Here is a 12,919-nt window from a genome sequence, read left to right as displayed (position 1 = left end):
GCATGTTTCACGTGAAACATGCCCACGTTTCACGGCCGCGCGGGGGCGGTGTTTCACGTGAAACACCGCCCCTGGACTCCGGCGCCGGCGCTGCTACGGCGTACGCGGCTGCGACTGCGGCTACGGCGTGCGCGGCTGTGGCTGCCGGCGCACGCGACGGACCATGGCCGCCGAGACCACCGCGTAGACCAGGGTCACCGTCATGACGAGCGGTACCGAGCGGCCGTCCGGCGGCAGCATCAGGGCGGCGACGCCGGCGGCGCCGACGAAGGCGACGTTGAACAGCACGTCGTAGACGGAGAAGATCCGGCCCCGGAAGGCGTCGTCCACCGAGGACTGCACGATGGTGTCGGTCGCGATCTTCGAACCCTGGGTGATGAGCCCCAGGACGAACGCGGCGGCGATCAGGGGCCCGGTGGCGAACGGCAGACCGAGGGCGGGCACCAGGATCGCGGCGGCCGCCGCGCACAGGGCCATCCAGCGGCCGGGGCCGAGCCGGCCCGCCGTCCAGGGGGTGAGGACCGCCGCCGCGAAGAAGCCGGCGCCCGAGACGCCCAGTGCCAGTCCCAGCAGAGCGAGTCCTTCGTCCGTCCCGGAGGACAGGGCGTACCGGCACAGCATCAGCAGCATCACCAGCAGGGCGCCGTAGCAGAACCGCATCAGGGTCATGGCGGCCAGCGACCAGGCCGCCTCCCTGCGGACCGGTGCGGACAGGTGACGTACCCCCGCCACCAGGTCGCGTGCGGTACCGGTGAGGGCGGTGGTCAGCCGGGGCCGTATCAGCGCCCGGTCGGGTCCCAGCAGCTCCGCCGCCATGCGCAGGGAGGCCAGGGCGCCGCACAGGTAGAGGACGGCTCCCAGGACCACCACCGCGGCGTCGGTGTCGGCGATCACGATGCGGACGACGAAGGCGAGGCCGCCGCCCGCCGTCGCCGCCAGGGTTCCGGCGGTCGGGGAGAGCGAGTTGGCGATCACCAGGCGGTCGGCGTCCACCACCCGGGGCAGCGCGGCGGACAGTCCGGCCAGGACGAAGCGGTTGACGGCGGTGACGCACAGGGCGGAGACGTAGAAGAGCCAGTCCGGGACCGAGGCGATCATCAGCAGGGCCGTCACCGAGGCCATCAGGGCGCGCAGCAGGTTGCCGAAGAGGAAGACCTGGCGGCGGCGCCAGCGGTCGAGCAGGACGCCGGCGAAGGGGCCGACCAACGAGTACGGGAGCAGCAGCACCGCCATGGCGGAGGCCACCGCGGCGGGCGAGGTCTGCTTCTCCGGGGAGAAGACGACATAGGCGGCGAGGCCGACCTGGTAGACACCGTCGGCCCCCTGGGAGAGCAGGCGGACGGCGAGCAGGCGCCGGAACCCCTTCAGACGCAGCAGGACACGCAGGTCACGGACGACGGCCATGGGGCACAACCTCACATACGGGGAGGGCCCCCGGGCGTACTGCCTCGGGGGCCCTCCTCCGGTCGCGGTCGGGAGCGGGTCAGCGCTCGACCTCGCCCGCGATGAACTTCTCGACGTTGGCGCGGGCCTCGTCGTCGAAGTACTGGACCGGCGGGGACTTCATGAAGTAGCTCGAGGCGGAGAGCACCGGGCCGCCGATGCCGCGGTCCTTGGCGATCTTCGCAGCGCGCAGGGCGTCGATGATCACGCCGGCGGAGTTCGGGGAGTCCCAGACCTCGAGCTTGTACTCCAGGTTCAGCGGGACGTCACCGAAGGCACGGCCCTCCAGGCGGACGTAGGCCCACTTGCGGTCGTCCAGCCAGGCCACGTAGTCGGACGGGCCGATGTGGACGTTGTCCGCGCCGAGGTCCCGGTCGGGGATCTGGGAGGTGACGGCCTGCGTCTTGGAGATCTTCTTGGACTCCAGGCGCTCGCGCTCGAGCATGTTCTTGAAGTCCATGTTGCCGCCGACGTTCAGCTGCATGGTGCGGTCCAGGACGACGCCCCGGTCCTCGAACAGCTTCGCCATGACGCGGTGCGTGATGGTGGCGCCGACCTGCGACTTGATGTCGTCGCCGACGATCGGGACACCGGCCTCGGTGAACTTGTCGGCCCACTCCTTGGTGCCGGCGATGAAGACCGGAAGGGCGTTGACGAAGGCGACCTTGGCGTCGATGGCGCACTGGGCGTAGTACTTCGCCGCGTCCTCGGAACCCACGGGCAGGTAGCAGACCAGGACGTCGACCTGCTTGTCCTTGAGGATCTGGACGATGTCGACCGGCTCCTCGGCGGACTCCTCGATGGTCTGGCGGTAGTACTTGCCGAGACCGTCGAGGGTGTGACCGCGCTGGACCTGCACACCGGTGTTCGGCACGTCGCAGATCTTGATGGTGTTGTTCTCGGAGGCGCCGATGGCGTCCGCGAGGTCCAGGCCGACCTTCTTGGCGTCCACGTCGAACGCGGCGACGAACTCGATGTCACGGACGTGGTAGTCGCCGAACTGGACGTGCATCAGGCCGGGGACCTTGGCCGCCGGGTCGGCGTCCTTGTAGTACTCGACGCCCTGCACCAGCGATGCGGCGCAGTTGCCCACACCGACGATGGCTACGCGAACCGAACCCATTCCGGTTGCTCCCTGTGTGTACGAGTGAGGCCCTGGCCGGGCGCTCACGTGGCGGTGTCGTCGGGCGTGTCCGGCCGCGGGTCGTCCCCGGACCGGGGCAGACCGCCCGGCGCTCCATGTGTGGTGTCCTGTCGAGCGGACCCCTCGGGGCCGGAACCGCGCAGGTCCCGTCCCGCCCGCTCGCTCTCGATGAGCTCGTTCAGCCAGCGCACCTCGCGCTCCACGGACTCCATGCCGTGGCGCTGGAGCTCCAGCGTGTAGTCGTCCAGACGCTCCCGGGTGCGCGCCAGCGAGGCGCGCATCTTCTCCAGGCGCTCCTCCAGCCGGCTGCGACGCCCCTCCAGTACGCGCATGCGTACGTCACGCGACGTCTGTCCGAAGAAGGCGAAGCGGGCGGCGAAGGACTCGTCCTCGTACGCGTCGGGACCCGTCTGCGAGAGGAGCTGCTCGAAGTGCTCCTTACCTTCTGCCGTCAACCGGTAGACGATCTTGGCTCGACGTCCCGCCAGAGGGGCGGTGGCCTCGGGGGCGTTCCCCGGCTCCTCTATCAACCAGCCGTTGGCGACCAGCGTCTTGAGGCAGGGATACAGCGTTCCGTAGCTGAACGCCCGGAACACACCCAGGGACGTGTTGAGCCGTTTACGCAGCTCATAGCCGTGCATCGGGGACTCGCGGAGCAGGCCGAGGACGGCGAACTCGAGGATGCCGGAACGCCGGCTCATCGTCGCCTCCCCCTGATCGCCTGGGCCCTTATGCCGAGCTGATGTATCGACTCGATACATCCAGACGATAGAACGGCCCCTCGTGTGCGACAAGAGGGAAACCCGTGAACGGGATCACATCGTTGATTCATGGGAAGCAAGTTGCCTGATTTGAGGTGAACTTCGAAGCTCAGGGGTTTCGCCGGTGCGTAGTCTGTGCGCCATGCAGACCACCGGGAACCGAGTGATGCCCGGGGGCGTCCCTGTCCCTGGTGCAGTACGGGTGAATACGGCAGGGGCCGCATCCGTACTTCGGGGGGACCGGAAACCAGCCGCCGTTGCGAGGCGCGCAATGGTGCGCCTGCCCGAGGAGTAGTCGTTCGATGAGCGAGCACCGTCGCAAACCGCCGCAGCCGCAGGGAGGCGGACGTGCCGCGGCCCGACGCGGCCAGTCCGGTTCGTCCTCCGGCCGCCGTGCGGCACCGCGAGGCGCCACAGAGTCTCCGTCCGGCTCGCACGCGCCGGGAGGTGAGGAACAGTACGGGAGCCGCGCCGAGGCCCGTCGTGCGGCCCAGCGCGGCGGTGGTGGCCGCCGCAGGGCGGCCGAACCGGGCCGCGGCGGAAGGCGTGCGGCGCCGTCCGGGCGCGGCCGGGCAGCCGCACCGGGGAAGAAGCGGATCATCGACTATCCGCGCTTCGACAAGTACGGATGGCGCCGCTGGGTGCCCTCCTGGAAGCTGGTCTCCGGCCTGTGCGTCGGGTTCTTCGGCGCCATGGTCGCCGCGGCGGGCATCGCGTACGCGATGGTGGGCATTCCCGACGAGGCGAAGACCGCGACGGCGCAGAACAACGTCTACTACTGGGCCGACGGCACCCAGATGGTCTCCACGGGCGGCGAGCGCAACCGGCAGATCGTCGACCTCTCGCGGATCCCCAAGGCGATGCAGAACGCCGTGATCTCGCAGGAGAACAAGACCTTCTACGAAGACAGCGGCATCGACCCCAAGGGCATCGCGCGCGCCGTGTACAACATGGCTCTGGGCGGCAACACCCAGGGCGGCTCGACCATCACCCAGCAGTACGTCAAGAACGCCATGCTGGACGACCAGTCGCAGACGATCTCCCGCAAGGTCAAGGAGATCTTCGTCTCGATCAAGGTGGGCAGCAAGCTCGACAAGAAGAGGATCCTCCAGGGATACCTCAACTCCGCCTACTACGGCCGCGGCGCCTGGGGCATCCAGGCGGCGTCACGGGCGTACTTCGACAAGGACTCCGAGGAGCTGAACCCCGGGGAGTGCGCCTTCCTCGCGGCGATGCTCAAGGGCGCGACCTACTACGACCCGGCCGGGGCGACGTCCATCGACTCGTCCGCCACGCAGGAGGCCAACCAGAAGCGGGCCCTGCTGCAGATGCAGGACACCCTCGACAAGATGGTCGAGTACGGGCACCTCAGCGAGACGGAACGCGCCAAGTACACCGAACTCCCCAAGTGGGAGAACCCGCGGTCGAACACCCAGCTGAGCGGGCAGATCGGTTACCTGGTCGACCTGGCCAAGGCGTCGCTGGTCAAGAACGACGTGGTCACCACCAACCAGCTCGAACAGGGCGGGTACTCGATCTACACGACCTTCGACAAGAAGAAGGTCGAGGAGCTCGAGAAGGCGGTCACCAAGGTCTACAAGGAGAACATCGACCCGGAGAAGCGCCCCGAGAAGGACACCGACGTCCAGTTCGGCGGTGCCTCCGTGAACCCCGAGACCGGTGCCATCGAGGCCATCTACGGCGGTCAGGACGCGACCACGCACTTCACCAACAACGCCGATGTCACCGGTGCCCAGGTCGGTTCGACGTTCAAGCCGTTCGTGCTCGCCGCCGCGATGACGTACGGCGTCCGCGATCCGGACCTCGGGGAGGTGCAGTCGGAGGACGAGCGCACCCTGGTCTCGCCGAAGAGCCTGTACAGCGGCAAGAACAAGTGGAAGGTCAAGAACTACGACGGGAGCGTCTGGCAGAACGAGGAGGGCGAGGAGTGGCTGCAGACCAATGACGGCAACGCCAACGCCTCCGCGGGTGAGGCGCCGGACTACATGATCGATCTCCGTGAGGCGATGCGGGAGTCCATCAACTCCGCCTTCGTCCAGCTCGGCATGGACGTCGGTCTGGACAAGGTGAAGGACTCCGCGATCCACGCCGGTCTCCTGGAGGACAGCCTGGCGGGCACCACCTTCCCCTCGTTCTCCATCGGCATCTCCGACCCGAGCGCGATCCGCATGGCCGGCTCCTACGCCACCTTCGCCGCCAGCGGCAAGCAGCGTGACCCCTTCTCCGTGACGAAGGTGACGAACAAGGACGGCACGATCTACACGCACAAGGTGGCGACCGAGCAAGCGTTCACCGCCAAGGTCGCGGACAACGTCACGGACGTCCTGAAGACCGTCGTGGAGGAGGGCACGGGTACCAACGCCCAGCTGAAGGGCCGCGAGGTCGCGGGCAAGACCGGTACGACCGACGGCAACAAGTCGGCCTGGTTCGTCGGTTACACCCCGCAGCTCTCCACCGCGATCAGCATGTTCCGCTACCCGGACGACGAGAGCGTCAAGAACCGTCAGTTCCTGGAGATGTACGGGACCGGCGGCCAGAAGGAGATCCATGGCGCCTCCTTCCCGTCCGAGATCTTCAAGGACTACATGGAGGACGCGCTCAAGGGTGAGCCGGCGGTGAAGTTCCCCAAGCCGGAGTCCATCGGGGAGGTCGTCAACGACAAGCCCTCGCCGTCGGCGTCCCCCTCGGTCACGGAGACCGAGGAGGAGGAATCGGAGAGCCCGTCGGCGACCCCCACGCAATCGGAGACGCAGGAAGAGACCTCGCCGACGCCCAGCACCAGCGAGACCTGTGGTGCCTGGGACTGGGGCTGTGAGGAGGAGTCGGACGGCGGTACCGAGACGGGTGACGAGGACGATGGCGGCGCCAGCGAGTCCCCCTCGTCATCCGCTACGGAGTCGGAGGAAGCCGGCGGCACACGGGGTGATGACGGAGGCATCTTCGGATAGCTTCCGGATCGCCCGGCATGGGCGTTTCACGTGAAACACCCGTATGTTTCACGTGAAACAGGGCCGCCGCACCGACCTGGTGCGGCGGCCCTCGGTGTTTTCAGAGGTGCGTACGGCAGGATGTGCCCCATGCCCAGTGCAGAATCGACGCAAGCGAGCGCCCGGCCGGACCCGGTGCGGCCGACCCGGGAGGACCGGGTCGCGGCGGCCGGCAGCGAGCTGTTCGGTGGCCCTCTCGGCCGACGGGCCCTGCTCGGCACGTCCTGGTGGACCCCGGTACGGGTGATCGCACTCGTGGCGATCGGCATGTTCGCCCTCGGTCTGGTCCAGAAGGCACCCTGCTACAACGGCGGCTGGTTCTTCGGCGCCAGCTCGCAGTACACACACGCCTGCTACTCGGACATCCCGCACCTCTTCACCGGACGCGGGTTCGCGGACGGGCTCGTCCCGTACTTCGACGAGCTCCCCGGGGACATGCGGTACTTGGAGTACCCGGTGCTGACCGGCGTGTTCATGGAGGTCGCGTCCTGGCTCACACCGGGCGCCGACAGCACCCAGGACCAGCAGCAGTGGTACTGGCTGGTCAACGCGGGCATGCTGATGATCTGCGCGGTGGTCATCGCGGTCTGCGTGACCCGGACCCACCGGCGGCGCCCGTGGGACGGCCTGCTGGTCGCCCTCGCGCCGGCCCTCGCCCTCACCGCCACCATCAACTGGGACCTGCTGGCGGTCGCCCTGACGGCCGCGGCGATGCTGATGTGGTCCAGGAGCCGCCCCCTGGCTTTCGGTGTCCTCCTGGGGCTCGCCACGGCCGCCAAGCTCTACCCGTTCCTGATCCTCGGGCCGCTGCTCGTCCTGTGCTGGCGGGCGGGCAAGTGGCGGGAGTACGGGGCCGCTCTCGGCGGCGCCGCCGCCTCCTGGCTCGTGGTGAACCTGCCGGTGATGCTCTTCGCTTTCGACGGCTGGTCGAAGTTCTACACCTTCAGCCAGGAGCGGGGCGTCGACTTTGGATCCTTCTGGCTGATCCTGGCGCAGAACTCGGACGACCCGCTCAGCACCGAGACGGTCAACACGCTCGCCATGCTGCTGATGCTGCTGTGCTGCGGCGGCATCGCGGCACTCGCGCTGACCGCGCCCCGCCGGCCGCGCTTCGCCCAGCTCGCCTTCCTGATCGTCGCGGCCTTCATCCTCACCAACAAGGTCTACTCACCCCAGTACGTCCTGTGGCTGGTGCCGCTGGCGGTGCTGGCCCGGCCGAAGTGGCGGGACTTCCTGATCTGGCAGGCGTGCGAGGTCGCCTACTTCCTGGGCATCTGGATGTACCTCGCGTACACGACCAGCGGAGACGCCCACAAGGGGCTGCCGCCCGACGGCTACCACTGGGCGATCGGACTGCATCTGCTGGGCACGTTCTACCTCTGCGTGATGGTCGTCCGCGACATCCTCATGCCGGACCGGGACCCGGTGCGCAGGGCCGGTGACGACGATCCCTCCGGCGGGGTGCTCGACGGCGCCGCCGACGCCTTCGCCCTCGCCCGAGGGGCGGGGACGGCGCGGCACCCGGAGGAGTCCGAGGGTCCGCCCGTGGAGTGGGGCACCGAGCGCCACGGCGACGGGCCGCGCTGATCGGGCTCCCGGGAAGCGACTGCCTCCCGCAGCACACAGGCCGTACCCGGATCGCCGGGTACGGCCTGTGTGCTGCGGGAGGGCCTCGGTGGACCGGTGGGAGCTGATTCGGGGCCGAGGCGGGCGCTCAGGGCCGTCGAGCCCCGGGCCTGGCCGGCCAGGCCCGGCCGTCAGCGGTCGAGAAGCCGGTCGAACTGCGTCGTGGTGTGGCGCAGGTGGGCGACCAGTTCGTCACCGACCTTCGGCTCCGGCGCGTCCGAGGGCACGAACAGGATCGAGACCTGCATGTGCGGCGGCTCGGCGAACCAGCGTTGCTTGCCGCCCCAGACGAACGGCGACAGGTTCCGGTTCACCGTGGCGAGACCGGCCCGGGCGACGCCCTTGGCCCGCGGCATCACCCCGTGCAGGGCCTTCGGCGCCTCCAGCCCCACGCCGTGCGACGTTCCCCCCGCCACGACCACCAGGAAGCCGTCCGAGGCCGCCTTCTGCTGCCGGTAGCCGAACCGCTCCCCCTTGACGACCCTGGTGACGTCCAGGACGGCCCCGCGGTACTCGGTGGCGTCGTGGTCGCCCAGCCACAGCCGGGTGCCGATCCGGGCGCGGAAGCGGGTCTGCGGGAACTGCTGCTGGAGGCGGGCCAGTTCCTCGGCCTTCAGGTGGCTGACGAACATGGTGTGCAACGGCAGCCGGGCCGCGCGCAGCCGGTCCATCCAGCCGATGACCTCCTCGACGGCGTCCGAACCGTCGGCGCGGTCCAGCGGCAGGTGGATGGCGAAGCCCTCCAGCCGGACGTTCTCTATGGCGGCGTGCAGCTGCGGCAGCTCCTGCTCGCTGATGCCGTGCCGCTTCATCGAGGACATCACCTCGATGACCACCCGGGCGCCGACGAGACCGTAGACCCCGTCGATCGAGGACACCGACCGGATGACCCGGTCGGGCAGCGGCACGGGCTCCTCGCCGCGCCGGTAAGGCGTCAGGACCAGCAGGTCGCCGCCGAAGAAGTCCTTGATCCGGGCGGCCTCGTACGTCGTGCCGACGGCCAGCACGTCGGAGCCGAGCCGGGTGGCCTCCTCCGCCAGCCGTTCGTGCCCGAAGCCGTAGCCGTTGCCCTTGCAGACCGGGACCAGTGCGGGGAACTGCTCCTGCACGTGCTTGTGGTGCGCCCGCCAGCGCGCGGTGTCGACGTAGAGCGTGAGCGCCATGGCCGGACCTGGAACCTTTCTCGTGGCAGCGTGTGTCGGGGGTGGGAAGGCGGCGTCAGCGACGCGACATGTAGAGGTCGAGGGCCTTGTGGAGCAGCTTGTTGAGCGGGAAGTCCCACTCGCCGAGGTACTCGCCGGCCTCGCCGCCCGTGCCGACCTTGAACTGGATCAGGCCGAAGAGGTGGTCGGTCTCGTCCAGGGAGTCGGAGATGCCGCGCAGGTCGTAGACGGTGGCACCGAGCGCGTAGGCGTCGCGCAGCATCGTCCACTGCATGGCGTTGGAGGGCCTCACCTCGCGTCCGATGTTGTCGGAGGCGCCGTAGGAGTACCAGACGTGCCCGCCGACGACCAGCATCGTCGCCGCCGAGAGGTTCACGCCGTTGTGGCGGGCGAAGTACAGCCGCATGCGGTTGGGGTCCTCGGAGTTGAGGGCCGTCCACATGCGCTGGAAGTAGGAGAGCGGACGGGGCCGGAAGTGGTCGCGGACGGCCGTGATCTCGTACAGCCGCTGCCACTCCTCCAGGTCGTGGTAACCGCCCTGGACGACCTCGACGCCGGCCTTCTCGGCCTTCTTGATGTTGCGGCGCCACAGCTGGTTGAAGTTCTTGTGGACCTCTTCCAGGGACCGGTTGGCCAGCGGGACCTGGAAGACGTAACGCGGCTGTACGTCACCGAAGCCGGCGCCGCCGTCCTCGCCCTGCTGCCAGCCCATCTTGCGCAGCTTGTCGGCCACCTCGAAGGCGCGAGGCTCGATGAAGTCGGCCTCGATGTCGCGCAGGCGCTTGACGTCCGGGTCCTGGATACCCTTCTTGATGGAGGCCGCGCCCCAGCGACGGATGATCACCGGCGGACCCATCTTGACCGAAAAGGCACCCTGGCGCTTGAGGTGCGCCAGCATCGGTTCCAGCCACTCCTGGAGGTTCGGCGCGAACCAGTTGATGACCGGGCCCTCGGGGAGATAGGCGAGGTACCGCTTGATCTTGGGCAGCTGGCGGTAGAGGACGAGGCCCGCGCCGACCAGTTCGCCGGTCCGGTCGTCGAACCAGCCGAGGTTCTCCGAACGCCACTCCGCCTTGACGTCCGCCCATGCCGGGACCTGCATGTGACTCGCCGACGGCAGACTCTGGATGTACGCCAGATGCTGCTCGCGGCTGATGGTCCTCAGGGTCAGGCTCATTCGGGGCGCTCCTCGGGCTGGTTCGTCCCCATGGGTACAGGGGCTCCGGCTCTCGCGCGAAGCCTACTGCGCCCGCGGGGCGCCCCGACTGGGCCCACGGCTCCTTCGCCCGGGCCGGGCCGGAAGCCACCGGGGACCGGAGCGTCACCCGTTGTCCGGTCGCGGTGCCCCCGACGCCGGTCGACGACCCCGGACGTCAGTCGATGACCCCGCCGAACAGGCCGCCGTGCGCCATGCCCAGCAGGAAACCGACGCCCGCGGCTCCCATGCCCACGATCAGGCCGAAGCGCTCACGGGTGGTCACCGAGATCCACTGGCCGTAGACACCGGCGACGATGCCGAGCAGGCCGGCCCAGGAGCTGAGCAGGTGCAGATGGTGGAACATCGCGGTGATGAACGACGTGATGCCCAGCACCAAGGTCGCGGCCATCAGGGCGTCCTGGAGCGGATGGGGCTTGCCGTCGGTGGCGAAGAGGCCGCCGGCGGTGCCGGTTCGCATTGCCTGTGCCATGGGGGCACCTCCTGCGATAGGCGGCGCATGGTAGCGCCCTACACACCCTTTGTGTACAGATTGTCTGTCTCCCCGGCCGGATTTCAACCGGAAGCCGGGGTGCGGGTACTGTGTACCGTCTGCACCGGTGTCTGCTCAGCCGCAGCTTCAGAGCCCGCGACGATCGTCCTGATTGTCAGTGGCCGCTGTTCTACTGACGGATACCGAGGCGAACGCATCACAACCCTCCTGCCACGGAACGACCGTGGCCGCCGAGTCCAAAGGAGGTGGGTTCCACATGCGTCACTACGAGGTGATGGTCATCCTCGACCCCGATGTCGAGGAGCGCGCTGTCTCTCCGCTGATCGAGAACTTCCTGTCCGTCGTCCGTGACGGTGGCGGAAAGGTCGAGAAGGTCGACACCTGGGGCCGTCGTCGTCTCTCGTACGAGATCAAGAAGAAGCCCGAGGGCATCTACTCGGTCATCGACCTGCAGGCCGAGCCTGCGGTCGTCAAGGAGCTCGACCGCCAGATGAACCTGAACGAGTCGGTCCTCCGGACCAAGGTCCTCCGTCCCGAGACCCACTGAGCTTCCGCTCAGCCGGTCCGGGATTCGAGTAGCAGCACAAGCAGCCAGCAGCAAACCCGCCGAGAGGTTCCCCCATGGCAGGCGAGACCGTCATCACGGTCGTCGGCAATCTTGTCGACGACCCCGAGCTGCGCTTCACCCCCTCCGGTGCGGCCGTCGCGAAGTTCCGTGTCGCGTCCACTCCCCGCACCTTCGACCGCCAGACCAACGAGTGGAAGGACGGCGAGAGCCTCTTCCTGACCTGCTCGGTCTGGCGCCAGGCGGCGGAGAACGTCGCCGAGTCGCTTCAGCGAGGCATGCGCGTCATCGTGCAGGGCCGGCTGAAGCAGCGGTCCTACGAGGACCGTGAGGGCGTCAAGCGCACGGTCTACGAGCTGGACGTCGACGAGGTCGGCGCCAGCCTGCGCAACGCCACGGCCAAGGTCACCAAGACCTCGGGCCAGGGCCGCGGAGGCCAGGGCGGCTACGGCGGCGGTGGCGGCGGCGCCCAGGGCGGCGGCTGGGGCGGCGGCCCCGGCGCCGGCCAGCAGGGCGGCGGCGCTCCGGCCGACGACCCGTGGGCGACCGGTGCTCCCGCCGGTGGCCAGCAGGGCGGCGGCGGTGGCTGGGGTGGAAACTCCGGCGGCGGTGGCGGCGGCTACTCGGACGAGCCCCCCTTCTAGGGCGCCCCTTCCAGGGACGTCCCTCGGGGACGGGCTCGTACCCACACTTCTTGATCACACAGGAGAATCACCATGGCGAAGCCGCCTGTGCGCAAGCCGAAGAAGAAGGTCTGCGCTTTCTGCAAGGACAAGGTCACGTACGTGGACTACAAGGACACGAACATGCTGCGGAAGTTCATTTCCGACCGCGGCAAGATCCGTGCCCGCCGCGTGACCGGCAACTGCACCCAGCACCAGCGTGACGTCGCCACGGCCGTGAAGAACAGCCGTGAGATGGCGCTGCTGCCCTACACCTCCACCGCGCGATAAGGGAAGGGTGACCGACTCATGAAGATCATCCTCACCCACGAGGTCTCCGGCCTCGGTGCCGCGGGCGACGTCGTCGACGTCAAGGACGGTTACGCTCGCAACTACCTGATCCCGCGGAAGTTCGCCATCCGCTGGACCAAGGGCGGCGAGAAGGACGTCGAGCAGATCCGTCGTGCTCGCAAGATCCACGAGATCCAGACCATCGAGCAGGCCAACCAGGTGAAGGCCCAGCTCGAGGGCGTCAAGGTCCGCCTGGCGGTCCGCGCCGGCGAGGCCGGTCGTCTCTTCGGTTCCGTCACCCAGGCCGACATCGCCTCGGCGATCAAGGCCGCCGGTGGCCCCGAGGTCGACAAGCGCCGCATCGAGGTCGGCTCGCCGATCAAGACGCTGGGCGCCCACGAGACGTCGGTGCGTCTGCACCCCGAGGTCGACGCCAAGGTCAGCCTTGAGGTGGTCGCGGCCTGAGTGCCGTACCCGCTCAGCGGTGAGTGAGGGGGCCGTGTCCTGCTGGGACACGGCCCCCTCCTCGTGTATGTGAGGCGACGTG

General features: G+C 68.7%; 12 protein-coding genes. 6 read left to right on the top strand and 6 right to left on the bottom strand.

Going from position 1 to position 12,919, the window contains the following annotated elements; genetic code table 11:
* Window positions 1-120: 120 nt before the first annotated feature.
* The 3 genes from ACY1JF_RS09685 to ACY1JF_RS09675 form a co-directional block, all read right to left on the bottom strand.
* The gene (locus tag ACY1JF_RS09685; protein WP_462704596.1) at window positions 121-1,404 is read right to left on the bottom strand and encodes an MFS transporter; all 1,284 of its coding nucleotides are present in this window, start codon (window positions 1,402-1,404) and stop codon (window positions 121-123) included.
* A 79-nt stretch (window positions 1,405-1,483) separates the two neighbouring features.
* Complete coding sequence (locus tag ACY1JF_RS09680; RefSeq protein WP_462704595.1) at window positions 1,484-2,566, bottom strand: inositol-3-phosphate synthase; 1,083 nt, start codon at window positions 2,564-2,566, stop codon at window positions 1,484-1,486.
* Between the two features lie 44 nt (window positions 2,567-2,610).
* Window positions 2,611-3,288 carry a PadR family transcriptional regulator gene (locus ACY1JF_RS09675; protein ID WP_462704594.1) on the bottom strand — a complete coding sequence of 226 codons (678 nt, stop codon included), beginning with the start codon at window positions 3,286-3,288 and terminating at the stop codon, window positions 2,611-2,613.
* A gap of 362 nt (window positions 3,289-3,650) precedes the next feature.
* Here ACY1JF_RS09675 and ACY1JF_RS09670 point away from each other — a divergent pair, with 362 nt between their 5' ends.
* The gene (locus ACY1JF_RS09670) at window positions 3,651-6,317 is read left to right on the top strand and encodes a transglycosylase domain-containing protein (protein ID WP_462704593.1); all 2,667 of its coding nucleotides are present in this window, start codon (window positions 3,651-3,653) and stop codon (window positions 6,315-6,317) included.
* 120 nt (window positions 6,318-6,437) lie between these two features.
* The gene (locus ACY1JF_RS09665; protein ID WP_462704592.1) at window positions 6,438-7,943 is read left to right on the top strand and encodes a glycosyltransferase family 87 protein; all 1,506 of its coding nucleotides are present in this window, start codon (window positions 6,438-6,440) and stop codon (window positions 7,941-7,943) included.
* 170 nt (window positions 7,944-8,113) lie between these two features.
* Here the strand turns inward: ACY1JF_RS09665 and ACY1JF_RS09660 are convergent, their stop codons facing one another.
* From ACY1JF_RS09660 to ACY1JF_RS09650, 3 genes are all read right to left on the bottom strand, one after another.
* The gene (locus tag ACY1JF_RS09660; protein WP_462704591.1) at window positions 8,114-9,145 is read right to left on the bottom strand and encodes an alanine racemase; all 1,032 of its coding nucleotides are present in this window, start codon (window positions 9,143-9,145) and stop codon (window positions 8,114-8,116) included.
* A 55-nt stretch (window positions 9,146-9,200) separates the two neighbouring features.
* Complete coding sequence (gene femX, locus ACY1JF_RS09655; protein WP_462704590.1) at window positions 9,201-10,322, bottom strand: peptidoglycan bridge formation glycyltransferase FemX; 1,122 nt, start codon at window positions 10,320-10,322, stop codon at window positions 9,201-9,203.
* A gap of 196 nt (window positions 10,323-10,518) precedes the next feature.
* Entirely contained in the window at window positions 10,519-10,833 is a 315-nt protein-coding gene (locus ACY1JF_RS09650; protein WP_462704589.1) for a hypothetical protein, read from the bottom strand.
* A 277-nt stretch (window positions 10,834-11,110) separates the two neighbouring features.
* Between ACY1JF_RS09650 and rpsF the strand changes: the two genes are divergently transcribed.
* The 4 genes from rpsF to rplI all read left to right on the top strand — a co-directional run bounded on the left by rpsF (window position 11,111) and on the right by rplI (window position 12,837).
* On the top strand, window positions 11,111-11,401 hold the full coding sequence (gene rpsF / locus ACY1JF_RS09645; RefSeq protein ID WP_215169684.1) for a 30S ribosomal protein S6: 291 nt from the start codon (window positions 11,111-11,113) through the stop codon (window positions 11,399-11,401).
* 74 nt (window positions 11,402-11,475) lie between these two features.
* Window positions 11,476-12,063, top strand: coding sequence for a single-stranded DNA-binding protein (locus tag ACY1JF_RS09640; RefSeq protein WP_462704588.1), 588 nt, complete (start codon window positions 11,476-11,478; stop codon window positions 12,061-12,063).
* A gap of 72 nt (window positions 12,064-12,135) precedes the next feature.
* Window positions 12,136-12,372, top strand: coding sequence for a 30S ribosomal protein S18 (rpsR, locus tag ACY1JF_RS09635; RefSeq protein ID WP_003949403.1), 237 nt, complete (start codon window positions 12,136-12,138; stop codon window positions 12,370-12,372).
* A gap of 18 nt (window positions 12,373-12,390) precedes the next feature.
* Entirely contained in the window at window positions 12,391-12,837 is a 447-nt protein-coding gene (gene rplI, locus ACY1JF_RS09630; protein ID WP_462704587.1) for a 50S ribosomal protein L9, read from the top strand.
* Window positions 12,838-12,919: the final 82 nt, after the last annotated feature.

This window comes from Streptomyces sp. SYSU D01066-1 (genome assembly GCF_054956795.1).
Note: the sequence above shows the minus strand (reverse complement) of the source record. Positions and strands in the feature narration are given on the sequence as shown.